Below are 23,650 nucleotides of genomic sequence, written 5' to 3'. Positions count from 1 at the left end.
TCCTTTTTTTGTTGTTGTTTGTGTTGCTTTTTTTTTTTTATATTCCCCTGCTTCTGTGGGGGCCGACGGGGGGGGGGGGGGGCCGGTGCATTCCGGCGCCCCCGGGCCCCGCCCCTCCTCACCGCTTCCTACTGGTGCCGCGCCCTGCGCCTACGGGCGACCAGGACCAGCGCACCGCCGGACGCCACCAGCACCGCGCCGCCGACGATCCCCAGCGGCACCAGGGCGTTGGCCCCGGTGTTGGGCAGCTGTCCCCCGGGCGGGGGCAGCGGGTTCACCGTCGACGGGCTCGGCGACTCCGTCGGCCCCGGCGGCGTGGTCGGCTCCGGCGCGCTCGGCGAACTCGACGGGCTCGACGGGCTCGACGAGTTGGTCGGCGTCGGGGTCGGCGTCGGGGTGGGCAGCAGCTTGTTGACCGCCGTCACCGAGACACCGTCCGCGAGGTTGTCGGAGGTCAGCGCCAGCGGGCCGAACACGGTGGTGTCCGGAGCCGCGTAGCCGTCGGGCGGGCTGAGCTCCTGCCAGTAGTACGTCCCCGGCACCCCGGCGCCCTGGCAGAGGCCGTCGGCGCCGGTCGTGCAGGGCCCGCCCACCGCCGTATCGGGCTTGTCACCGCCGGTCTGCAACCCGTCGGTGCCGTTGGTGTCGTGCCACAGCTGGAACTTCGCCCCCGCCAGCGGCTTGCCGTCCTGGTCGTGCTTGACCAGGCGCAGCGCGCCCTCCTGCTGCCGGAACCCGAAGTCGAAGGTGTGGTCGTTCTCGCCCGGCCCGCCGGTGCTCAGTGCCCGTTCGGGGAACTTCGTGCCGGGCGGCACCAGGCCCTTGGAATCGATGAAGTGGTTGTCGCCGACGTCCGCGTCGGTGGGCACCCACTGGTAGAGCGGCCCGCCCTTGGCGTAGTCCGCCGGGTTGTCGAGCCGGATCGTGTACTTGGTCCTCGGCTTGAGGCCTCCGGTGACGTTCGAGTCGTCGAAGTAGTACTCGCCGCGCTTCGTCGTCTTCGTCGTGCCGACCAACTTGCCCGACTCGTCGTAGAGGTGGACGGTCGCGCCCTCGACGGGGCGCTGGCCCGGGTTCTGGATGCCCTTGCGCTCGGGGTCGTACCAGACCCGGTTGCCGATCTGCAGCGGCGCCTGGTCGCAGAGCACCTCCAGGTCGCCCATCGAGGCACCCTTGCCGAACGGCGCGATCGTCCCGACCGGGTTGAGCCGGAAGCCGAACTGCGGGTCCTGCTGGCCGTTCGCCCGCTGGAGGAACGACGTGCCGTACCCGAGGGCGGTGTGGTTGGGGTCGAAGGCGGAGACCGCGACGGTGCTCTCGACCTTGGAGAGCGCCATGCCGGCGAACGCCGTGTTGCGGTGGCCGCCCCAGGTCGTGTCGAAGAACCGGGTGCCCCGGGGAGCGAGCCCGCAGCCGTTGTTGGTGTCCATCACGTACGTGCCGTTCGCCCGGCAGGCCTTGTTCAGGTCACCGCCGGACATGACGACGGCGACGGAGCCCGGCGCCGGGGAGCCCGGCGCGCGGTCGCCGAAGCGGTCGCGGAAGGCCAGCAGCATCGAGCCGTCGGTCTCGAACGTGATCTCGCCCAGCTCGGGTTCGGGTTGGGCGATGGTGTAGCTGCCGCACGGGCGGCCGTTCTGCGTGGTCGGGTAGGTGCTCGTCCACGGGAACCAGCTCGCACCGTCGCACGGGCCCGAGCCGACGGTGGACTGGCGCGGGTAGTCCAGCGGCTGGTCCAGCACCGGCTTGGCGAACACGCCGGTGGCGAGGTCGAAGGGCAGGACCACCGCGCGCAGGTCGGTGAGCTTGCCGGTGGACTCGCCGGAGCACACTCCGCCGAGGTAGCCGGTGCCGTCCTGGAGGCCGAGGCCGAACGGATGCCAGTCCCCCGCCGCCGGGCAGCCCGGGTCGGGGATCGGGTAGGAGGCCGTCGGGCTCCCGGCGGCCGCCACGGTGGCGTTGTAGCGGTAGAGCTTGCGGTCGTTGAGGTTGACGACGAACAGGTCCTTGCCGTCGTCGGTGATCTTGATGCCGCCGAGGCTCTCCCTGCCCGGTGTGTCGAGGAAGGCGTCGTCGGTGCCGCCGCCGTGGGCCGTCGAGCCCGCGTTCGGGACGGTGGTGAACAGCGTCGTCTTCTTCTGCGCGATGTCGGTGACGTAGATCGCGCCGGCACCGCCCGGACCGTAGTCGGTGGTGCGCTTGGCCACCGCCGAGGAGAACAACCGCCGGTCGGCCTTGTTCCAGGCGATGCCGTACAGCGTGCCGGTATCGGCGTTGGTGGCGAGGTTCGTGGCGGTCACGCCTTCGCCGTCCTGGCCGCGCGCGCTGTACGGGAAGGAGACCAGCGTGCGCTGGGCCCCGCCCTCGCGGTCCATCGGCTGGCAGGCCGTGACCAGCGGGGCGTTCTTCTGGCAGTAGTCACCGGGGTTCCAGAGCCCGGTGGTGTACGCCACGTTCTTGCCGCCCGAGAGGTCGACGAACTCCTCGTTGCTGCTCAGCTGGGTCGGCGCGCCGTCCAGCCCCTGCCGGGAGGCGAACGCCGGGAACAGCACGCCCGGCTTCGGATTCACCACCTGCACCCGGTACTTGCCCCCGGACGGCTTGGCCGCCGCCGGGGCCAGGGTGACCGTCCCGTCGGCCGCCGTCACCCCCTCGATCGCCAGCCCGGCGTCATCCGTGAGCGTCACTTTCACGCCCGCGAGCCCTGGCTCCAGGGCCGGTGTCCACACTCCGCTGGTGTCCACCGCCCGGATCACCCGGACGGTCACCGTCCCGTCGCCGGGCTGTGGAAAGGCCGCCGGCGCCGTCACCAGCGCCGCAGCGGACAATCCCATCGTCAGCGCCGCGACCTGCGCGACGCACCTCGTTCGCTGCCTCGTTCTTCCCAATGTCCCGCTCTCATCATCGACGGGTTATCACACCCGGGCTGATCAGGAGTCATCAGCAGATCGGCAATCTTAGCTCTCCGCAAGGGAATTGACGAAACTTCATGTGCACGCGTGACAAGAGCGCCACACCTACTCCACCACCAGTTCGAATCCGGACCCGTTCGTCCGATACCGGCCGCCATGCTCGAAAACAGCACCTTCAGCCGGATTTCGTCCGAACAAACGGTGGGGCGCGGGGACAGCGCAGGACGCAGGGACGGTGGTGCGGGAGCGGGTGGGGCGAGGCGAGGCGGCCCGGGGCAGCGCCCGAAGCACGCCGGCGCGCGCCCCTGTCGGACCGGGCGGGTAGCGTGGCAGACGTGCCCCAGGTGTCCCGAGTCCCCCTACCCGACCTCGTCCGACTGCGGCGGGCCCGCGACCGGATGGACCGCGACTACGCCCAGCCACTGGACGTGTCGGCGCTGGCACACACCGCGCTGATGTCGCCGGGCCACTTCTCCCGCAGCTTCCGCGCCGCCTTCGGCGAGACCCCGTACGGCTACCTCATGACCCGCCGGATCGAGCGGGCCAAGGCGCTGCTGCGGCGCGGCGACCTGAGCGTGACGGAGGTCTGCATGGCGGTCGGCTGCACCTCGCTGGGCTCGTTCAGCTCGCGGTTCACCCAGCTCGTCGGCGAGACCCCCAGCGCGTACCGGGCCCGGGACCACGGCCACGCCGCCGCCCTCCCGGCCTGCGTCGCCAAGGTCCACACCCGGCCGGCCAGGACCGGGGAGGCGGGCGACCCCACCGGCCCGCAGCCCGGCTCCGACCGGGCTCGGCACTAGCCCCGGACCCTACACGCCTCAGGGTGTGTCCTCCGGATCCGGCTCCGGGGGCAGGCCCACCTCCTCGCGGTCCTCCTCGGTGCGCTCGTCGAGCTCCTCCTCGTCGGGCCGCCGGGGCAGACCGCGCCCGTGCCCGGTGTCCGGGTCGCCTTCGACGTCCTTGTTGGGCTTGTGGTGCGACATGGCGCCTCCTCGCCCCCGATTCCGCCGGTACCTTCCCACTCAAACGCGCGCCCCGGGCACCCGCAAGCCGGGGCCGCGATCACGGGGCGCCCCGCCCGGCGCCTCGGGGAACGCCGCCGACTCGAACTGCGCCCGCTGGTCGGCGTCCAGCCGCAGCACGTCCACGAGCAGCCGCACCGTCTCCCGCCGGGGCCGCAGCGCCCCGCCGCGTTCCAGGTTGCGCACCACGCGAACACTCAGCGTGGCGAGGTCGGCCAGTTGCTGCTGGGTCAGGCCTCGGTGCTTCCGGTGTCCGTGCAGCATGTCGCCAAATCGCATCTTTCCCGACCTTTCCCTGTCCGCGTCAGCCGGCTGCTCCAGCCTTCGTAACGCGACCGGAGAACCGTCGGGTTCAACGGCCGAGCGGTGTGAAGTCCGACTTCGGCCACCGCCCTTGACTTCCTGTCACCATCGGCGAAAGGAACCCGCCGGTCCGCCGCCTCACCACTGCCGTGCGCTCGCCCACGGCCGGGGCAACCCCCCGGCCGTCGCCCCCCCGTCACGGCTCCGCCCGTTCCGGTGCGCGTTGCAGGCGGAACGCGTCCGCGAGGACGGCCTGGGCCAGCACCCGGGCCGGGCCGCGCGCCGTGGTGCGTCCCGTGGTGAGGGCGAACTCGGTGGTACCGAGGTTGGGCAGGCCCGGCTGGTCGGGCAGCACCCGCAGGCCCGACGGGATCAGGCTGCGGGCGTGCGGCACCACCCCGAGGCCGGCCAGCGCGGCGGCCCGGACCCCGGAGAGGCTGGTGCTGGTGCAGGCGATCCGCCAGGGCCGCCCGTCGCGCTCGCAGACCTCCAGGGCGCGGACCCGGGTGAAGCTGGGCGGCGGGTAGACGATCAGCGGCAGCGGCTCGGCCGGGTCCGTCCGGAAGTCCTCCGCCGCGATCCACACCAGCTTGTCCTGCCAGACCAGTTGGCCCTGCGAGCCACCGCCGGGCGGGCGTTTGCCGAGCACCAGGTCGAGCCGTCCGTCGGCCAGTTGCTCGTAGAGCACGGCGCTGAGGCCGACGGTGAGTTCGAGGTCGACCTGGGGGTTGCTCCGCCGGAAGCTCCGCAGGATCTGCGGCAGCTCGGTGTGGACGAAGTCCTCCGAGGCGCCGAACCGCACCCGCCCGCGCACCTGCGTCTGCGCGAAGTAGCCGAGCGCCTGCTCGTGCGCCTCCAGGATCGTCCGGGCGAAGCCGAGCATGGCCTCGCCCTCACTGGTGAGCTGCACGGAGTGGGTGTCGCGCAGGAAGAGCTGCCGGTCGGCGGCCGTCTCCAGCCGCCGCACGTGCTGGCTGACCGTCGACTGCCGCAGCCCCAGCCGCTGGGCGGCCCGGGTGAAGCCGCCGGTCTGGGCCACCGCGAGGAAGGACCTCAACTGCACCGGATCGAACACATGGCCATTCTATCCGCTGATATCACGGATCATGATGACAGTGAGTTCCGCCAGCGGGATTCACAATCACCCCGGCGGACGGCAGGCTGAGGCCATCCCACCCGAACCGCCACCGCGGAGAACCATGCCTCGCCCGAACCGTCCGCTCCGCTCCCACCTGCCCCGGCGCCCCGCCCGCCTCCGGGTCGACCCGTTCATCGCCGCCCTGCTGGGCACCGTGGCAGTGGCCGCCCTGCTCCCCGCCCGCGGCGCCGCCGCACCGGCCTTCTCCGACGCCGCCACCGGCGCGGTCGCCGTCCTGTTCTTCCTCTACGGCGCCCGACTCTCCGCCCGCGAGGCCTGGGAGGGGCTCAAGCAGTGGCGGCTGCACGGCACCGTGCTCGCGGTCACCTTCGGCCTCTTCCCCCTGCTCGGGGTGGCCGCCCACCTGCTGGTGCCGGCGGTGCTGTCGCCGCAGCTCTACCAGGGCCTGCTGTTCCTGACCCTGCTGCCCTCCACCGTGCAGTCCTCGATCGCCTTCACCTCCATCGCCCGCGGCAACACGGCCGCGGCGGTCTGCAGCGCGACCTTCTCCAGCCTCTTCGGCATCGTCCTGACCCCGCTGCTCGCCGCCGTGCTCCTGCACACCAAGGGCGGCGTCTCGCCGGGCACCGTGCTGGAGATCGCCGAGCAACTCCTCCTCCCCTTCGCCGCCGGCCAGGTGCTGCGCCGCTGGATCGCCGCCTGGATGGCCCGCCACCGCGCCGTCCTCGGCCTGGTCGACCGCGGCTCGATCCTGCTGGTCGTCTACAGCGCCTTCAGCGCCGCCGTGGTGGGCGGGGTGTGGGGCGCCCTCTCCCTGCCCCGGCTGGCGGCCCTGCTGGGGGCGGAGGCGGCGCTGCTGGCGCTGGTCCTGACCACGACGCTGCTGGTCGGCCGCCGGCTCGGCTTCGGCCGGGCCGACCTGGTCGCGATCGTCTTCTGCGGCTCCAAGAAGAGCCTGGCCAGCGGCGTCCCGATGGCCACCGTCCTCTTCCCGGGCCCGGCGGCCGGGCTGATGGTGCTGCCACTGATGCTCTTCCACCAACTGCAACTGATGGTCTGCGCCGTCCTGGCCCGCCGCTGGGGCGCGCAGGCCGAGGGCGCCGGGGCCACGGCGCAGCCGGCGGCCGCGCCGGCCCTCGACCACGCGGCCTGACGGGCTCCGCGCGCCCTCAGAGGCCGACGACGTCGACGGCCTGCGGGCCCTTGGGGCCCTGCTCGACCTGGTACTCGACCCGCTGGCCCTCCTCCAGGGACCGGTACCCGACCCCGACGATGGACGAGTAGTGGACGAAGAGGTCCGGGCCGGGGACGTCCGGCGCGATGAAGCCGAACCCCTTCTCGGCGTTGAACCACTTCACCGTGCCGAAGTTGATCAAGGCGCGCCGGCCCTCCGCCGGCCGCGTGGCGGTCATGCTGTCCGCCTGCCCCGTGTCCGCCCACGCCGGGGCGCCGACCGCCGCCAGGGCGCCGAGGACGACGGCCGACGCGCACACCACGGCCGCCACGCGGCCGCGCACAAGGACGAGAGGGGACATCACAAGCCTCCTGGTGGGAGAGGAACCGGGCCGTTCAGCAGGGGCACGCGCGACTGATCGCATACTCACGGTGTCCGCCGATACCCCGTCCCGCAAGCCCGGACGACCGACCGGGCGGCCTTCCGTCCCGGCCGCCCTCGGGTCCGCGAGGCCGGGCCCCGGTCCTGGACCATTCGAGGCCCATCGGCGGGGTTCCCGGGATGGCGGCGGCCGGAATTCCTCGCGCCGTGCCACCGTCACCCTTCGGCCCGCCCCGCTCCGAGTGCGTGGGCCTCACTCCCGGTCCGACGAAAGAAAGGGAACCCACGTGTCCGTACGCCGAAGCGTTGTGATCGTGTCCGCCGTCCTCGCCGCGCTGTCCACCGGCGTGGCCCCGGTCGCCGACGCAGCCCCGCCGGCCGCCCCGGAAATCCTGGACTGCGCCGTGAAGGCCGCCGTCACCTTCAGCCCGCCGCTCTCGGCCGACCCGCAGTCCATCACCATGGCGGCCGGCGGGACGGCGAGCGGGTGCACTGACTCGCTGGACGGCCCGACGGCCGTGACGGGCGGCACCGTCACCGCGACGCTCAGGTTCGGCACGCTCAGCTGCAGCCCGGCGACACCGCCGGCACTGGCGCCGGGCTCCTCGGCGACCTTCACCTGGAACCTGAAGGACGGCACGCAGGCGACCAGCACCGTCACCGACATCGCCATCGTCGAGGTCGACGGGTCCGGGACCCTCACCGGCACCGTCACCGCCTCCTCCACCCGCCTGGCCGGGCAGAAGCTGACCGCGCTCGTGGACGTCACCAGCGACCAGCCGCTCGTGGACAACTGCGTCGACGTCCTGCTCGGAACCGGCCGGCCCATCGCCGACTCGACCCTGACCGCCGACCTCTCCTTCAGCTGACACCAGGCCGACCTGCCGTCCCTCCGTCCCTCCGTCCCGCTGACCTGTCGTCCCTCCGACGCGCGCAGGGCCACCCCGCAAGTGGCGGGCCCTGCGCGCGTCGGCGCAACCACCGTACGTTGGCGCCGAGTTGTCACCATGCCTCCCGCCGTCCAACCACCGCCCCGGGTCAACCCGCAGGGTCGGTGAGCCGGTAGACCGTGATGCCGGCGGCGCTCGCGACGGGGCGGTAGCCGGCGGCGGGGAGAGCGCGGAGAGCTTCGACCTCGTCGCGGGCGGGGAGGAGCCCGTCCCGCGGCTGGTCGGCTGCCACCACCCAGTCGGGCCGCGCGCCGGGGCCGCCCGGGTAGCGGGGGAAGAGGTAGACCCGGGTGCGGCCGGTGAGTTGGGCCGCGAAGCCGTTGGCGGCGGCCACCTCGGCACCGTCCGGGATCCGGCGCAGCAGCGCGCTCACCGCGTCGACGGTCGCGTCGCGCTGCCAGGTGGCGGGGCGGGCCAGTTCCGCGAGGGGCTGGGCGGGCAGGGCGGCGGCCGTCACGGCGAGCCCGACAGCCACGGAACCGCGGACCGTCCACCGCCGCAGGCCGTGCCGGGCCCGGAACCGGAGCCGGAGCCGGGTCAGGGCGTCGACGAAGGCGAGGAAGACGATCGGCATCAGGACGGCGCCGTAGTGGAAGCCCGTCCCCCAGTAGAACGGGTTGGTGGACCAGAAGCGCCAGCCCAGCGTCGGCAGGGCGAGCAGGATCAGCGGGGAGCGCAGCGCCAGGAACGCGGTGGGGGCCAGAATCGTGACGACGGTGTGCCACTTCTCGCCGGGCAGGAGCAGCCTGGTCACGGGGTTGCCGGCCGGGCCGTCGACGCTGGAGAGGTAGGTGTAGGCGCCGCCCGGGTTGAGGGCCGGGATGACGACCAGCAGCACCAGGAGCAGGGTGGCGGCGGAGAGCGCGACGACGCTCGCGCCCAGTCGGCGGCGGCCGTGCCAGAACAGGTAGCAGCCGATGACAGCGACCGTCGCCGCGAGGTCCTCCTTGACCAGCAGCAACGGCAGGGCGAAGCCGACCGCCGACCGCCACTGCCGGAGCATCAGCCGCTCCAGCGAGAACGCCAACAGCGGTACGGCGAAGGCGATTTCGTGGAAGTCGAAGCCGACGGCCTGCTGCAGGCCGACCGACAGCCCGTACCCGACGCCGATGCCCGCGCCCGCCCACCGGCCGACCGCCCGCACCGCGGCCCTGGTCACGGGGACAGCGGACACGGCGACCAGCGCCGCCTGGGCGACGAGCAGGGTGAGCGCGGAGGGGAAGACCCGGTAGAGCGGTGCGAGGGTGACCAGGATCGGGTGGAAGTGGTCCCCGAGCAGGTGGAAGCCCGGCCCCTTCAACTCGGAGACCGGCGCGCGGCCCTCGGCATAGCCGCGCACGGCCTGCTCGAAGATGCCCAGGTCGAAGGCGTTCGTCCGCAGGTGCAGGTGGCGGGAGACGGACAGCGCGGTGTAGGCGGCGAACAGCACGGCGGCGAGCACCCAGGGCAGCAGGGCCGCCCCCGCCCCCTCGGCGGCGGGCCGCCACCGTTCGGGCACGGGCCGGGTCTCGGCCGTGGCGCGGGCTGCACGGATCGGGCTCAGGGGCAACGGGGGCTCACTTGCGACGGGGCGGACGGGGAGTGACCCCGGAAGCCTCCGACAAACCCGCTGAAGATCCGCTGAAGAAGCCTGAGCACACCTTCAGAAACCGTGACGCCCCTGTGCCCGCGTACGCGGGTGCGCTCGCGTGCGCGCGGTCAGGACACCGACGCACGGGGGGGCGAAGTCCGGCAGGCGTACCGGCGCACGCCCCGGGGGGCTTGAAGGTCCTTCGCGCTCCACGGGGCCGGTACGCGCACCAGTGAGCGTCGTTCACGCCGATGGCGGCGGCCACCGCCCGGGCAGTAGTTCCTCCGGGCGCGACCGATCGGCGCCCTCCCGTGAGCCGGTCGGTGCGAGCACGTCCCCACGTGCGGAGGAATCGTGACCAGGTGCTGCATCGTCCAACTGCCCTTCCCGTCCACCCGCGACCCCGATGACCGGCTGTCCGCCTACTACCAGGACTACGACCGCCGCTTCCGCGCCTTCCTCCCGGAGTACTTCATCCCGTCCGACGGGCTCTGGGAGATTCCGCTCTGGGTCGCGCACCTGACCGCCCTGCTGGACAGCACCGCGATCGACTCCTGCTTCGTCGACCTGTCCCGCACCCCGGCCGACAGCGAGGCCTGCGGCGCTCCGATCCTGGCGGCGACGGCACCCGGCGATCTCGTCCTGTTCTCGCCGCTGGCCCAGAACTTCCGGCTCGCCCTGGACCTCGCGGGCGAGCTGGAACGCGCCGGGCGGCGCGTCGTCCTGGGCGGGAACATGGCCCCGCTGGCGCCCGAGGGCTCCGTGCACGCCGTGCACCGCGGGCAGCTCGACACCGGTTTCGCGGCCGTCCTGGTCGAGTTGGCCTCGGGGCGGGGCGGCCGCACGGAGAAGCGGGCCGCCCTCGGGCTGGTGGCCGAGCCCATCACCTGGGCACCGGACTACCGCCATCTGGACGGCTACAGCGGCAAGGTGCCGATGCTGCGGCTCAACGCCAGCCACGGCTGCCTGTACAAGTGCGCCTTCTGCGGGGACGCCTGGAGCAAGCAGCTCACCCTGGTGGGGAGCAGCGCCCTCCGCGCCGAAGTGGACCAGCTCGCCGACCGCTTCCCGGACACCCGGCTCGTCTACGTCGGCGACAAGACCTTCGGGCAGTCGCGGGAGGCGGTCCGCAACCTGCTGGAGGTGTTCCGCGACCGCCCCGGCTACAAGTTCATCGTGCAGACCCACGTCCTCCAGGTGAAGGAGTGGGTCATCGAGGCGATGCTCGAACTCGGCGTCGTGGCGGTCGAGCTGGGCTTCGAGTCGGCCGACTCCCAGATGCTCAAACGGCTCGGCAAGCTGTCCCGCGGACTCGACGACTACACCGAACGGATCCACGCGCTGAGCGACGCCGGACTGAAGGTGGTCCTCAACATGATGGGCGGACTGGACGAGGAGACCGAGGAGTCCCACGCGCAGACCGTCCGGTGGCTGGAGGCGAACCGCCGGGCCCTGTGGCTCTTCAACCTCTACAACTTCGTCCCCTACCCGCTCACCCCCGACTTCCAGCGCCTGCGCGAGCGCATCTTCACCTGGGACTTCGCGCAGTGGCGGGAGGACGCCCCGGTGGTCTACCGGCCCAGCCACCTGACTCCGGAGCGCAGCTGGGAGCTCTTCCAGGAGAAGATCGCCGCCGCCCACCGCATCGTCCGCACCCCCGTACCGGCCCACCCCGGGCACTCCGACCGCTCCGACCACCCCGGCCACTCCGGCCACTCCGCAAGGGAGACCGCATGAACCAGCCCCCCACCCAGCCCCCTTACCAACTCCCCGACTTCGAGGCGCTCCACCGCAGCGTCAAGCCCGAGGAGTTCGAGACCGACCCGCTGCCCGGGTGGGCCGGCCTCGCCACCCTGTTCGGTGCCCCCGCCGCGGACCGGGCGCAGGTCGACGTCGGGGAGGACGGCTGGGTGGCGGCCGGTGTCCCGTACGACGCGACCGCCAGCTCCCGTCCGGGCGCGGCCGAAGGGCCGCGCGCGATCCGGCAGGCGAGCCTGGTGTTCTCCAGCTACCTCACCAGCCTGGGCCAGTGGAAGATGCTGGACACCCGCAGCGGCCGGACGTTCCGCTACCGCGCCCCGCGCGTGGCCGACGCGGGGGACCTGCACATCTACCCGACCGACACCATCCGCACCTTCCAGGCGGTCGCCGCCGGGAGCCGGCGGCTGAGCGGATCGGCGCCGCGCCTTGTCTTCCTCAACGGGGACCACTCGACCACCTTCCCCACCTTCGCGGGCTTCCGCGCCGGCCGGCTGGACCGGGGCGCGCGGCGGGTGGGGTTCATCAACATCGACCACCACTTCGACTTCGGGAACTGGAGCACCCTGCACGGGCCGCTCTACCACGGGTCGAACTCCCGCCGGATCAGCGAGCTCCCGGGGATGCACCCCGAGGACATCGCCTTCGTGGGCGTCGGCGACGTGACCAGGTACGACCAGTTCCGCGGCCTGCTCGACCGGGGATTCCACGTGGTGCCCGGATCGCAGATCCTGCGCCAGGGCGCGGCCGCGGCCCTGCGCCCGCTCGTCGAGCAGCTCGGCGAGCGCTGCGACACCGTGTACGTGTCGCTCGACATCGACGTCCTCGACAGCGCCGTGGCGACCGGCACCGGCCACGTGACCATGGGCGGCATCGACACCGGCCACCTCCTGGACGTCTACGAGGAGTTGCGCGCCCTGCCCGTGGAGGCCGTGGACATCGCGGAGGTGGCCCCCCGCTACGACCCCTCCGGCAGCACCGCGCAGCTCGCCGCCCGGCTGCTGTTCGAGTTCCTCTTCCGCAGCGAGAGCGCCGCACCCGACCTGGCCCCCTGGACCGACCTTCGCCAGGAGCCGTGATCCGTCCCGTCCCCTTTCAGGGCCTGGTCACGGCATCGAGTAGCGCCCGGTGTCCACCCGCCGCCCCAACGCCAGGTACCCCGCCGCGGCCACCGTGCCGAGGACCGCGCAGCATCCCCAGAGGGCGCCCCGGCCGGCGTGGTCCAGCAGCAGCCCGCCGGCGACCGGCCCGAGGAAGGAGGCCGCCGACCAGGCCAGCGAGTTGACCCCCTGGTAGCGCCCGCGGGTGCTCGTCGCCGAGAGCTCGCTCACCAGGCTCATGCTCGTGGGTGCCTGAATCATCTCGCCGAGCGTCCAGACCCCCACGGTGGCGGCGTAGTAGAGGGCGGAGGAGCCCGCGAACGCGGTGAGGCCGAAGCCCGACCCGGTGAGCAGCGCGCTGACCAGCAGCAGCATCCCCCGGTGCTGTCCCTTCGTCAGGCGGGTCACCGGGATCTGCAACAGGACGATCAGCAGACCGTTGATCCCGATCACCACTCCGTACTGCGTGCTGGTCAGCCCGGCCTTGCCCATGTCCACGGCGAGCGTCGTGTTGCCCTGCTGGAGCATCAGCCCGAAGGCGAAGGTCAGCCCGACCAGCGCCATGAAGCGCCGGTCCCGGAAGACCGTGCCCAGCCCGGCGCTCGGCCCACTCCCCGCCCCTTCCCCCGCTCCTTCCCCCGGCCCTTCCCCCGGCCCTTCCCCCGGCCCGGCGGCGTCCCGCTGCGGCTCGACGGGCCGGGTCTCCGGGACCCTGACGAAGACCACCACGGCGCAGAGCAGCGTGGACAGGGCGTCCACGAGGAACAGCACCCGGTAGTCGTGGGCGGCGACCAGCCCGGCCAGCGCGGCCGATACGCCGAACCCGATGTTGATCGCCCAGTAGTTCAGCGCGAAGGCACGGGCCCGGTCGGCGGCCGGCACCAGGTCCGCGATGATCGCGGACGTCGCCGGTCGGGAGGCGTAACTGCTCAGACCGACCAGGAACGCCGTCGAGGCGATCGCCAACTGCCCGTCGGCGAAACCCAGGGCCGCCGTGGTGAGCGCGGTGAGCAGCTGGGCGGCCAGCAGGGTGGGCCGCCGGCCGATCCGGTCCGCCAGCACACCGCCGACCAGCGCGGCGATCGCCGAGCCGAGGCCGATGAGCGAGGCGACCACCCCCGCGTACGAGGCCGAATAGCCACGGTCCGCGGTGAGGTAGAGCGCCAGGAACGTGACCACACCGCCGAGCCGGTTGACCAGGGTCGCGGCCCAGAGCCACCAGAAGGCACCCGGGAGCCCGCCGAGCGACTCGGCGACCGAACGGTGGAACCGGACGATCGGACCGGCAGGGGCAGAAGCGGTCATGGGGCGGCTCCCGAGCGACGAACGCCCGTCAGACGGTGGCGACACCCGCCGGAACAACCACGCACCGAGACGGGGACCCAGGCGGCCAGGCCACCCGAACCGGCCCCATCCTGCCCTGCCCGAGCCACCCCCGCACGTCTCGGCGAGTCGCTCGATTCCCGCCCGCCCCCACCGCCTCGAACGTCGCAGCGCCCCGCCCGCCCCGGGGACTACTCCGCGCCGGGCGCCGCGTGATGGATCTCGGTGATCCTCGCAGCCGCGTCGAACCCGAGGACCGGGTCGGGGCGGTCGGAGAGCAGGCTCTCGTACAGCGGCCGGTAATGGGCCACCTTCCGGGCCGTCCGACCGTCCGTCCCGAAGGCGGCGAGCAGGTCACCGTCCCGGGCTGCGAAGCCGGTCATGGAGGTGTGGTCGATCCACACCTCCACACCCGCCCGGCCGAGGACCAGGCTGCTCTCCTTGCTGCTGGAGCCCGTGAGCCAGCTGCTGCGCAGACGTGCGGTGCCCGACTCGCCCCGGGACCGGTACTCGGCGGTGCACCACGCGCTGGCGCCGCCGTCCAGCTGCCGGGCGGAGGTGAGCGCCGTGAGGTCGACCAGGCGGGTGAGCATGCTGAGCTGGTTCACCCCGGAGTCCATCCAGCTGGAGCCGTAGGACTCATAGGCACCGGCGCCCTTGAGGACGTAGGGGTCGTAGAACGCGGAGGTGACGGCCGTGACGGGCCCCCACTCGGGATGCTCGGCGAGCAGCTCCGCCGCCCAGCCGACCTCCGGCGAGAAGGCGAAGTGGTGCGCGGTGAACAACCGGCCCCGCACGTCGACCGCTTCGTCCAGCGCGCGAAGCCGCCCGAGCGAGGCGAGGTCGTGGACAAGGGGTTTCTCGACCAGCACCTTGGCCGTGGAGAGCCGGAGAGCCTGGGCCGCCAGCTCCGCGTGCGTGTGCGTGGGAGTGGCGAGCACGAGCAGATCGGGTCGGTGCTCCGCGAGCGCGTCGTCCAGGCCGGCATAGTGACGCGGGGTGGTTCCACGGAACGAGGGCGGTTCCGGCCGGTTCGGATCGACCGTGAACTCGACCAGCACATCGCCCCGTTCGGCCAGGACCGCGAGATGGGTCTGCGCGATGGTGCCGACGCCGACAAGGCCGACGCTTACGAGGTCAGTCATCAGACTCTGCTTTCTCCGGACGACTCGGCCGAGGTGCGGGGGCCGGGGAGCGTCATCGACGTGTCACCACCGCTGCCCAGCGGCCCAACGACGCGACGGGGCCGTCCACCCAGCCGACGGCGGGCAGGTGCTCCGCGGCGGCGAGGGAGCCGTCGATCCAGGAGGTCGCGATGGGAACCCAGTAGGTGTTGCCGCCGGACGTACGGGTGCGCGCATCGAGCTCGGATCGCGTGCGACGAGCACCCTCGTGGTCACCGGCGAGCACGCCGAGGAGGATATCGGCCACGTCCGCCAGGTTGTGGCCGCCCCGGTAGGCGATCCCGTCCGCAAGGTGCCGGGTGTCTCCCACCGCGGACCGGGCAGCGCCGACGTCGCCGGCCATGGCGTGGGCCACCGCCTCGGCGGACCGGAGCTTGACCAGTTCGACGGGGTTGGGCACCAGGTCGAGCAGTTCCCGGGCCCGGCCCGCCGCGTCGGCGACGGCTGCCGTGTCCCCGGACCAGCAGGCGGTCTGCGCCAGGTTGGCGAGTGCCTTCGCCTCTGCGGCGGCCAGTCCCTCGCGCCTCGCCAGGTCGATCGCCTCGTGGTAGACGGAAGTCGCTTCCTCGAAGCGGGCGTTGACCCGCCAGATGTGCCCGGTCAGCCGGAGCCGTTCGCCTTCGTCCTCCGGGCCACGGACCGGCTGTTCGTGCAGGGAGGCGAGAGCGGCCGCGAACCGCCCGTTGAGGTAGTCGAAGTCGCTGAGCCAGTAGCGGGCGGCCGCGTCGAACTCGCCCCCCACCAAGCCCCGGTAGATCTCCGCGGCCTGCGTGTAGTCGCCGTGGTTGCGCAGGGCGTGGGCGAGGTGGATGCGGACCAGCTGTGCCGTCCGGCCACCGTGCCGCACGCCTCCGGCCGCGCCGCCGAGCACCTCGATCGCCTCCTCGACGCGGCCGGTCCGGCGGAGCTGGACTCCTCGGATGGCGGCCCGGATCGCCCGGTACTCGGGGAGGCCCACCGGGCCGCCGGTAAGACCGGCGCCGAGCTCCGACCACTGGCCGGCCTCGACGAGTCGCTGGGTGGCCAGCGTCATCCAGTCGTCGAAGACACCGTGCTCGGCAGAGAGTTTGAGCCCGGTTTCGAGGGCTTGCGCCGTCGCCACCCGCCCGCCGGAGGGGCCCAGGCGTTCGCCCAGCCAGCTCAGCAGCCGGGCGGCGACCTCACTGCGGTCGCGATCCGACCAGCCGTCCGGAAGCGTCCGGTCCGCCTCGCCGATGGCCTGCCGCAACGCCACGTGCAACGCGTACGGGAACGCGTAGGCGTCGTCGTGTGTCAGGAACGGTCGGCGAAGGAAGCGTGCCACGCTCCCGTCGGAGACTCCGGGTTGACCGGCGCGCAGCAGCTCTGCGCCCACCCGGTCGGTGAGCGCCGCTGTTCGGACCAGGTCGCGTTCCTCCCGGGGGAGGTCCCTGATCGACCGGGTCGCGACGGCTGTGAACGAGCCGCCGAAGTCCGCCACGGAGGGTTGCCCGCCGCGTGCCAGCAGGGCGGCGCAGTGCGAGACCGACAGGTCCAGGTACAAGGGCAGCCCCTGGCCGCCGGAGATGACGCGTTCCCGGATCTCCGCCGACATCGCGGGCTCACCGCCCCGGACGAGGGCCTCACGGAGATAGCTGTCCGCGTCGGAGTCCGACAGGTACCCCACGAGGTGCTGCCGTGGTTCGGCCGTGTCGTTGCTGAAGTGCAGCTGGGGCCAGCACTCCGGGCCGGTGAAATCCAGCTCGCCGCCCGCGCCCGAGTCGGCCCAGTCGATCCGGTTCCGGCCGGTGATGACGAACAGCACGTTCGGCATCAGATAGGCGCAGCGCTGGACGAACCGTTCCACTGCGCGATCGGCCTGGCCGTTGACCACCTCGAAGGTGTCGAGGAAGACGCACACCCGGGGCCGCCGGCCCGCCCGACCGCCCCGGGGTTGCCGTTCCAAGTCCCAGGCCAGCAGGTACGGGAAGTACGAGAGCGTCTCGTAGTCGGCGTCCGCCTCGACCAGTTCGGCGAACAGGTCGCAGTCGGCCAGCAGCCGGCCCTCCCGCACCCGGTCCCGGACGGCGCGGTACGTGACGAGCGCGGCCCGGTGGGCCAGTCCGGTCAGACCTCCCAGACCACCCGGGTCGACCTGCTTCACGGCCTCCGCGATCTGGTCGCCCAACGCGATACTCCGCGAGGCGCGCCGCAGCGCCGGCGAGGCGTCCAGGAACTCCTGCAAGGCCTCGCCGGGGTGAGCGCGAGCCCAGTAGGAGGCCAGTGCCAGGTCGAAGGCCGGCCAACGGCTCCCCAACTGCCCCAGAGCGGCCCTCAGACACAGCAACAGGCTCTCGATGTCGCCGGCGCCCTCCTCCGAGAGATCGATCCGCACGGTCACCACGTCGTCGCGCTCCTTCTCCCGCGCTTCGGCGAGGAGGCGGCGCTCCAACTCGTGGGAGAGCGTCGTCTTGCCTATGCCACCCACTCCGTAGAAGGTCAGCACGTTACGGCGGCCCTGCCCACGGTCCACGACCGGCGAGACCTCGGCCTCGTCCAGCATCCGGTGGAGCTCGTCGACCGACCGGGCGAACGCGGCCACTTCGTCGACCCGGTTGGTGAAGACCTGCTGAGCCGTGACGGTCGACGAAAGGCCGCTCATGAATGCAGCCCTCAGGTTCACCCGTGCCATGCGGCCTCCTGGCGTGCGTCGAGCCACGGTCGGTTCGGCGGCATCTCCCGCAACAGGATGCCGTGCTGAAATCTTGTCAGTGATTGATGCGGCGCCACAATCTCGCCCATGGGGTTTTCAGGCGGCCGACCCCGCGCGCTCCTCGGCCACGACGATGGGGCGCGGCGGGGCCTCGGGTAGGCTCCCCGAGCATGTCTCAACCTGCGTGGCGTGCCGCATCCGCCGACTGGTCGATCCGCTGGGGTACGGCGTCGAAGGGTTACGGCACGTCAAGGAGCCTGATACCGGCGCTGGATGCCGTACGCATCGGACTGCATCGTGGCGCCCGCACCCTCGGAATGGGACCGTCCGATTCTGGCAGGAGTGCCTTCCCCGGGTGTGCAGCCCGATGACCATGCTGACCACGCTGACCGTGGAGGAGATCGTCACGCCGGCGTTGCGGCTCGCGGGCGGGCTGCGCCGGCCCGCCTCGGGGCAGGTCGCGGCGCGCATGACGCACCTGGGCGCGTGGTGATCCGCCGCATCCGGAGGCTGGTCCGCCTCGTGGTGCCGGAGCGCAGGGACCTGTCGCTGGCGTGGAGCACGATCAAGGGGCGCAAGGGCGGCTTCGTCGGCTCCTTCGTCGCGATCGCCGCGGGCTCGGCGGTGATCACCGCGTGCGGGATCCTGCTGATGTCGGGGCTCAGCACCGGGGTGGCCCCCGAGCGCTACTCGGGCGCGGCGGTGGTCCTCGGCGCGGAGCAGTCGTACTGGCTGGACGAGAGCTCCGAGGTCCGCTACAGCGAGCGCGTCACGCTGCCCGCCGACAAGGTCGCCGCCGTCGCCGCCGTGCCCGGTGTCCGGTCCGCCGTCGGCGATGTCGACGTCGAGGTCGGCGTGCTGGCCCCGGACGGCCGCGCGGTGGGCGGCCCGGACGGCTTCCCCGTGGTCGGGCACGGCTGGTCCGCCGCGGTGCTCGGGCCGTTCGCGGTGCGTGCGGGCAGCGCGCCCGCCGGGCCCGACGAGGTCGTACTCGACGCGGGCCTCGCCGCGCGCGCCCACGTGTCGCCCGGCGCGACGGTGCGGCTCGTGGTCGGCTCGGTCGCGTCATCGTACCGCGTGGTGGGTGTAGCCGCGCCGGAGGGGGGCGCGTTGGGCCGCCAGTCCGCGGTGTTCTTCACCGACGGCCGGGCGGCCGAGCTGTCCGGCCGCCCGGACCGGGTGGACGCGATCGGTGTGCGGGCCGGGCCCGACGTCACCCCGGAGCAACTGGCCGGCAGGATCACGGCCGCCGTGCCGGGCCTGGTGGCGCACACCGGCGCGGGGCGCGGCGATGTGGAGTTCTTGGACGTGGGCGACGCCCGCAGCCTGGTGGTCGAGACGTCGGCGTCGTTCGGCGGCACCATGGTGCTGATCGTGGTGTTCGTGGTGGCGAGCACCCTCGCGCTGTCGGTGCAGCAGCGCAGGCGCGAACTGGCCCTGCTGCGCGCCGTCGGCGCGACGCCCCGGCAGATCCACCGGATGATCGGCGCCGAGATGACCCTGGTGTCGTTGGCGGGCGCCCTGGTCGGCGCGGTCCCCGGCGTCGTCATCGCGTTCGTGATGCGCGGCGCGTTCGTCCTCGCGGGCGCGATGCCCGCGGACTTCCGGATGGACGTGGGGTGGCTGCCCTTCCTCGCCTCGCTGGCGCTGTGCATGACCAGCGCCCGGCTCGGCGGCTGGCTGGTCGCGCGCCGGGTGTCCGGGACCAGCCCGGTCGAGGCGCTCGGGGATGCCGCCGTCGAGCCCGGGAGGATCGGCCGGGTCCGGCTGGCCGTCGGCTTCCTGCTGATCCCGCTCGGGCTGTTGCTGACCTCGGGCCGGGTGGCGGTGTCGGGCGACTCTGCCGCCGACACCGCGGCGAGCGCGGTCCTGTTGTTCGTCGTGGCGCTGGGCTGTGTCGGCCCGCTGCTGGTCAGAGGCGCCGTCGTGCTGTTCGGCCCGCGCCTGAACCGGCAGTCCACGGCCCCCGGCTTCCTCGCCCAGGCCAACGCGCGGGCCCATGCGCGGCGGCTCGGTTCGGCCGTCACCCCGCTGGCCATGGGCGTGACCTTGGCCGCCGTGCAGGTGTTCGGCGCCTCCACGACGATCGCGGCGTCGCGGGACCAACTCGACGCCGGCCTGCGGGCCGATCACGTGCTGACCTCGTCGTCCGGCGCCGGGGTGTCCCCGGAGGTCGTGGACGCCGTGCGCGGCGTGCCCGGCGCCGCCGTGGCGACGCCGGTGGCACGGATGCAGGTGCTGCTGACGTTCCCGTCCGAGGACAGCACCGCGACCAAGGTCTTCGCCGCCCAGGGCGTCGCGCCCGAACGGCTCTCCGAGACCATGGACCTCCGGGTGGTCGACGGCGACACCGCGGAACTGCGCGGCGAGACGGTGGCGTTGAGCCGGGTCGTCGCGGACACCGTCCATGCGCGGCGCGGTGGGACGGTCGACCTGCGGCTCGGTGACGGCACGGCGATCAGGCCGCGGGTGGTGGCGGTCTACGAGCGGGGCCTGGGCTTCGGGGACGTCACCCTGCCCAACGACCTCGTCGTCGCGCACACCACCGCGCGGGTCGACACCGCCGTGCTGGTCAGGTCCGCGGACGGGACCGACCCGAAGGCGCTCGCCGACGCGCTGCGCGGCGCCGTCGGGCGCTACCCGACGGTCCAGGTGGGCGGCCAGGAGGCGTTCAAGGGCGCGCCCGGGGGCGGCGGTTCGGGTGGCTGGGCGCTCAACCTCCTGTTCCAGACCGTGCTGTTGGGCTACATCGCCATCGCCGTGGTGAACACCCTGGTGATGGCGACGGCGGCGCGGGTGCGCGAGTTCGCGATGCTGCGACTCATCGGCGCCAACCGGGCCCAGGTCCGCGCGATGATGAACGGCGAAGCCAGGATCGTGGTCTTCTCGGCGCTGCTGTTCGGTCTGTTGGCGACGATCCCGCCGCTGGTCGGCATCAGCCTCGGGCTGACGAGGTCACCCGTTCCGAGCGTCTCCCCCGTCGGCCTCGTCGCGATCGTGGCGGTCACCGTCGCGCTCTCCTGGGGTTCGATCGCGATGGCCACCCGGTCCGCCCTGCGGCCGGCGCCGGTCGACGCGATCGGCGGGCGCGAGTGAGCCGCCCGGCGAGCGGCTGATGCCGCCCGCGGGGCGGGACTGACAACGGCTCCTGCGGCCTGCGGAGTTGGGCCGGCGGTGAGTGGTTCGCCCGGCGGCCGGAATGCCGATGCACGGGGCTTGAACATCCGGGCTTCGAAGCTGCCAGACTGGGAGCTGCCAGACTGGGAGCACGGCTCAGGGGCGGATGGCGACGGCCCCGTAGCAGGAGGCCGCCGCGTCGGTGATGTGCTCGGTGTCGTCCGCAGGCGCCGGGTGCCAGCGCGGAGTGGCGGCGACGCCCGGCTCCATGAGGTTCCACCCGGTGAAGAACTGCGCGAACTCGTCGCGGGTGCAGGCGGCGACGGGGGTTCCTGCGGCGGTGTAGACCTGGATGAGCCGAGCGGTCTCCTCGGCGGCGAAGTCCTGCGTGAAGTGGCTGATCACCAGCGCGGAACCGTCGGGCAGTTGTGCCTTGAGGCCTTCGGTGATCCGCTGGGCCTCGAACGGCACGAAGTGCAGCAGGGCGTTCATGCTGAGCGCTATCGGCTGGGTGAAGTCCAGGATCGCCCGGGCCGAGTCCAACAGGTCTGCGGGCTCACGCACATCGGCCTGCACGTAGGCGGTGACGCCCTGTCCGGTGCCGTGCAGAAGCGCCTTGGCGTGGAGGAGCACGATCGGGTCGTTGTCGGCGTAGACGACCTTGGCATCCGGTGCGACGGACTGCGCGACCTCGTGCAGGTTCGGCGAGGTGGGGATCCCGGTGCCGATGTCGAGGAACTGCCGGATGCCGGCCTCGGCGAGCAGGTGCGTCGACCGCCGCATGAAGGCGCGGTTGGCGCGCGCGGCGGAGCGGGCGTAGGGGAAGACCGCCAGGGCCCGGCCGGCGGCCTCACGGTCGGCGGGGAAGTTCGTCGTGCCGCCGAGGTAGTAGTCGTACATCCGCGCGGAGTGCGCCAGGTGTATGTCGAGGTTGACCTCTACGTCGTCGGTCCCGGCGGTGCCGTCCGTCATGCGTTCCCCCTGAGTCATGCGTTCCCCCTGATACATCATCGACTCGCCCTGCGCAGGACAGGACCGATCCGCGCCCGCGCCACCGTGGCGAGTGGTGGCGAACCCCGGCGCGGCCCCTTCCACTATGCCCACACGCCCGAACGGCCAATCAAGGGCCGTTGCCGGTGACGACGCGACCGTGCAGCAGGACGACCGAATCAGAGCATGTAGTGACCCACTCCAACCATGTTCGAGCACGGTATCTCCATCATCCGCAGCGCCTTGTGTCTGATCTCGAAACACCTTGCCGCGGTTTAACATCTCGGCATCCAATCCGCCTTAATGTTCCTACCAGGGAAGCGAGTTCCCGCTGTGACCGCCGTACGGCCATGGGGTTCCACCACGGTCGGCGGCCCGCACCGGACGGCAGCCGACAGGCGTGCCGCAGGGGAGGAATGGGACGTGACCGAGAGCGACTGGGTGGTCGGAGGCCGGGACCGCCTGACGTTCGACGCGTTCTGCGACACGCACGAGGGGGCGTGGAGCGGGTTCGCCCGCGCGCGCCTTCGCGACGACGACGCCGCACACAGAGCGGTGGAGATCGCGAAGGTCCGCGTGTGGAAGGAGTGGCCGCGCATCCTGCGCGAGCAGATCCCGCCGTTCCACGCCTGGACGATCCTCAAGGAGGAGATCGGCGCCGCCTTGGCGGAACTGATGATGAACGGCGAGCCGCTGCCCACCCAGGCGAGCGTCCCCGGGTGGGTCTACGCGGTGCGGATCGCCGCCGAGCGGGCGCAGCACCTGATGGAGACCGAGGGCAGCCACGAGCAACTGTACGTCGCGATACGGAGGTTGTCCGAACGGCGGCACGACGTGATCGTGCTGCGGTACCTCCTCGACCTGCCGGACGAGCAGATCGCCGACTGCCTGGGGACGACCGAGGCCAACGTCCGTTCGACCGCGAGCCAGGCCCTCGACCGCCTGGCCGCGGCGCTCGGCGGCCGACGCGGGGAGAGCCGGTGAGCACCGAACACGACCGGGCCCTGCACCCGAACATGGCCGGCATCCACGTGCCCACCCGGGCCCCGCGGCCGCAGCCGGGGGGTACGGGCGTCTCCTGGGAGCGGCTGCTGACCGCCCCGAGTCCGCTGTCCTCCGAGCACAGGCAGGCGGCCCACGAACTCGACCTCGCCGCGTCCCTGGTCCTCTCGATGCCGTCCGCCGCGGCCTCCCTGGGCCTCCTCGTCAACGGCGCGCAGATCCACCCCGAGGGCGCCCTCGTCCTCGGCGCGCTGCTGTACGTCGCGGGCCATCGCGACGGCGCCCAGTTCTGGTGGCAGTTCGCGGCCGGCGGCGGTTCCTACACCTCCGCATCGTTCCTGAGCCTGCTGCACCGCAGCCTCGGGGAGTTCCTGGACGCGGAGGTCTGGCGCCAACAGGCCGAAGCACTGGCCACCAAACCCCGCCCGCCACAGCGCGTCCTGGGCACCCCTCACGCACTGCTGCCGGCCCAGGTGCTCACCGACATCCTCGCCCGGTGCCACTACGGCCTCGACGTGAAGCTGCCCCCCCGCCTCGCGGCCGTGATCCACCAACTCCCCGTCGCCGCCGACGACCCCGAGTACGGCGAACTCCCCCAGATGAGCAGCACCCTCGTCCGCGACCTCACCGACGAACGCTAGCGACCACACGAACCCCCGCCTCCCCCAGGGGCGGACGAGAAAAGGCCCCCGGCCGGCACTGCACGAGCAGTGCCGGCCACGGCGCCCGGGACGAACCGAATGCACCGTAGATTCGGCATGGATCGGCGAGGCCCGGGAGTTGCTGTTCGTACAGCTCGGTCACCCAGGCAGGAGCCCTGACATCGGTACCCTCCGTGCCAACTCAGACCTCCATGCCCCTGACCAGCGCGTTTCCCTGGAGCGGATAGGCTGGCCACCTGAACGGAGCCTGTTCATGGCCCGGCGTCGCGCGCTTCTGGCAGCAGGGAGGTGAAACGGTTGCTCTACGTTCCGCTATGGGGTAGGGAGAATGCCGCGAGCCGCGAGCCGCGAGCCGCGAGCCGCGAGCCGCGAGCCGCGAGCCGCGAGCCGCGAGCCGCGAGCCGCGAGCCGCGAGCCGCGAGCCGCGAGCCG

Annotated in this window: 19 protein-coding genes; 9 read left to right on the top strand and 10 right to left on the bottom strand. The window is 72.5% G+C overall.

The features are described 5' to 3' along the window. Positions 1-128: 128 nt before the first annotated feature. Complete coding sequence (locus tag ACFWPT_RS32460; RefSeq protein WP_380486123.1) at positions 129-2,834, bottom strand: SdrD B-like domain-containing protein; 2,706 nt, start codon at positions 2,832-2,834, stop codon at positions 129-131. A 476-nt stretch (positions 2,835-3,310) separates the two neighbouring features. Between ACFWPT_RS32460 and ACFWPT_RS32455 the strand changes: the two genes are divergently transcribed. After that, a complete protein-coding gene (locus ACFWPT_RS32455; RefSeq protein WP_380486154.1) occupies positions 3,311-3,712 on the top strand; it encodes a helix-turn-helix transcriptional regulator in 402 nt (133 codons plus the stop codon). A gap of 18 nt (positions 3,713-3,730) precedes the next feature. On the opposite strand, the gene ACFWPT_RS32450 is transcribed toward ACFWPT_RS32455, so the two are convergent. From ACFWPT_RS32450 to ACFWPT_RS32440, 3 genes are all read right to left on the bottom strand, one after another. Continuing rightward, complete coding sequence (locus ACFWPT_RS32450; RefSeq protein WP_380370639.1) at positions 3,731-3,895, bottom strand: hypothetical protein; 165 nt, start codon at positions 3,893-3,895, stop codon at positions 3,731-3,733. 39 nt (positions 3,896-3,934) lie between these two features. Next, positions 3,935-4,213, bottom strand: coding sequence for a helix-turn-helix domain-containing protein (locus tag ACFWPT_RS32445; RefSeq protein WP_380486120.1), 279 nt, complete (start codon positions 4,211-4,213; stop codon positions 3,935-3,937). Positions 4,214-4,433: 220 nt separating this feature from the next. Then, entirely contained in the window at positions 4,434-5,312 is an 879-nt protein-coding gene (locus ACFWPT_RS32440; protein ID WP_063346601.1) for a LysR substrate-binding domain-containing protein, read from the bottom strand. Between the two features lie 124 nt (positions 5,313-5,436). Here ACFWPT_RS32440 and ACFWPT_RS32435 point away from each other — a divergent pair, with 124 nt between their 5' ends. Then, on the top strand, positions 5,437-6,489 hold the full coding sequence (locus ACFWPT_RS32435; RefSeq protein WP_380486118.1) for a bile acid:sodium symporter family protein: 1,053 nt from the start codon (positions 5,437-5,439) through the stop codon (positions 6,487-6,489). A gap of 16 nt (positions 6,490-6,505) precedes the next feature. On the opposite strand, the gene ACFWPT_RS32430 is transcribed toward ACFWPT_RS32435, so the two are convergent. Continuing rightward, positions 6,506-6,748: a cold-shock protein gene (locus ACFWPT_RS32430; protein WP_380370797.1), complete on the bottom strand. Its 243-nt coding sequence runs from the start codon at positions 6,746-6,748 to the stop codon at positions 6,506-6,508. 457 nt (positions 6,749-7,205) lie between these two features. On the opposite strand from ACFWPT_RS32430, the gene ACFWPT_RS32425 reads away from it, so the two are divergent. Continuing rightward, a complete protein-coding gene (locus ACFWPT_RS32425) occupies positions 7,206-7,760 on the top strand; it encodes a hypothetical protein (RefSeq protein ID WP_380370646.1) in 555 nt (184 codons plus the stop codon). A 169-nt stretch (positions 7,761-7,929) separates the two neighbouring features. Here the strand turns inward: ACFWPT_RS32425 and ACFWPT_RS32420 are convergent, their stop codons facing one another. Further along, positions 7,930-9,339 (bottom strand): DUF2079 domain-containing protein, encoded by a 1,410-nt coding sequence (locus ACFWPT_RS32420; RefSeq protein WP_380486116.1) that lies wholly within the window; start codon positions 9,337-9,339, stop codon positions 7,930-7,932. Between the two features lie 426 nt (positions 9,340-9,765). Here ACFWPT_RS32420 and ACFWPT_RS32415 point away from each other — a divergent pair, with 426 nt between their 5' ends. Further along, complete coding sequence (locus ACFWPT_RS32415) at positions 9,766-11,148, top strand: B12-binding domain-containing radical SAM protein (protein WP_380486114.1); 1,383 nt, start codon at positions 9,766-9,768, stop codon at positions 11,146-11,148. Further along, positions 11,145-12,248, top strand: coding sequence for an arginase family protein (locus tag ACFWPT_RS32410; protein WP_380486111.1), 1,104 nt, complete (start codon positions 11,145-11,147; stop codon positions 12,246-12,248). The genes ACFWPT_RS32415 and ACFWPT_RS32410 overlap by 4 nt, the downstream gene beginning before the upstream one ends. 27 nt (positions 12,249-12,275) lie before the next feature. Here the strand turns inward: ACFWPT_RS32410 and ACFWPT_RS32405 are convergent, their stop codons facing one another. The 3 genes from ACFWPT_RS32405 to ACFWPT_RS32395 all read right to left on the bottom strand — a co-directional run bounded on the left by ACFWPT_RS32405 (position 12,276) and on the right by ACFWPT_RS32395 (position 17,396). Next, positions 12,276-13,574, bottom strand: coding sequence for an MDR family MFS transporter (locus ACFWPT_RS32405; RefSeq protein WP_380486109.1), 1,299 nt, complete (start codon positions 13,572-13,574; stop codon positions 12,276-12,278). Positions 13,575-13,783: 209 nt separating this feature from the next. Next, complete coding sequence (locus ACFWPT_RS32400; protein WP_380486107.1) at positions 13,784-14,737, bottom strand: Gfo/Idh/MocA family protein; 954 nt, start codon at positions 14,735-14,737, stop codon at positions 13,784-13,786. A 52-nt stretch (positions 14,738-14,789) separates the two neighbouring features. After that, the gene (locus tag ACFWPT_RS32395) at positions 14,790-17,396 is read right to left on the bottom strand and encodes a tetratricopeptide repeat protein (protein WP_380486105.1); all 2,607 of its coding nucleotides are present in this window, start codon (positions 17,394-17,396) and stop codon (positions 14,790-14,792) included. A gap of 418 nt (positions 17,397-17,814) precedes the next feature. Here ACFWPT_RS32395 and ACFWPT_RS32390 point away from each other — a divergent pair, with 418 nt between their 5' ends. Both ACFWPT_RS32390 and ACFWPT_RS32385 read left to right on the top strand, forming a co-directional pair. Continuing rightward, positions 17,815-17,940 (top strand): hypothetical protein, encoded by a 126-nt coding sequence (locus ACFWPT_RS32390; protein ID WP_380486103.1) that lies wholly within the window; start codon positions 17,815-17,817, stop codon positions 17,938-17,940. After that, complete coding sequence (locus ACFWPT_RS32385) at positions 17,934-20,543, top strand: ABC transporter permease (protein ID WP_380486101.1); 2,610 nt, start codon at positions 17,934-17,936, stop codon at positions 20,541-20,543. The genes ACFWPT_RS32390 and ACFWPT_RS32385 overlap by 7 nt, the downstream gene beginning before the upstream one ends. Positions 20,544-20,720: 177 nt before the next feature. Here the strand turns inward: ACFWPT_RS32385 and ACFWPT_RS32380 are convergent, their stop codons facing one another. Then, complete coding sequence (locus tag ACFWPT_RS32380) at positions 20,721-21,536, bottom strand: SAM-dependent methyltransferase (protein WP_380486099.1); 816 nt, start codon at positions 21,534-21,536, stop codon at positions 20,721-20,723. A 441-nt stretch (positions 21,537-21,977) separates the two neighbouring features. On the opposite strand from ACFWPT_RS32380, the gene ACFWPT_RS32375 reads away from it, so the two are divergent. Continuing rightward, on the top strand, positions 21,978-22,538 hold the full coding sequence (locus ACFWPT_RS32375) for an RNA polymerase sigma factor (protein ID WP_063346610.1): 561 nt from the start codon (positions 21,978-21,980) through the stop codon (positions 22,536-22,538). Continuing rightward, the gene (locus ACFWPT_RS32370; protein ID WP_380486097.1) at positions 22,535-23,197 is read left to right on the top strand and encodes a hypothetical protein; all 663 of its coding nucleotides are present in this window, start codon (positions 22,535-22,537) and stop codon (positions 23,195-23,197) included. The genes ACFWPT_RS32375 and ACFWPT_RS32370 overlap by 4 nt, the downstream gene beginning before the upstream one ends. Positions 23,198-23,650 lie beyond the last annotated feature (453 nt).

Origin of the sequence: Kitasatospora sp. NPDC058478 (assembly GCF_042720345.1) — a bacterium.
GTDB lineage: Bacteria > Actinomycetota > Actinomycetes > Streptomycetales > Streptomycetaceae > Kitasatospora.
The sequence above is the reverse complement of the archived record's forward strand: the minus strand, read 5'-3'. Positions and strand labels throughout refer to the sequence as shown.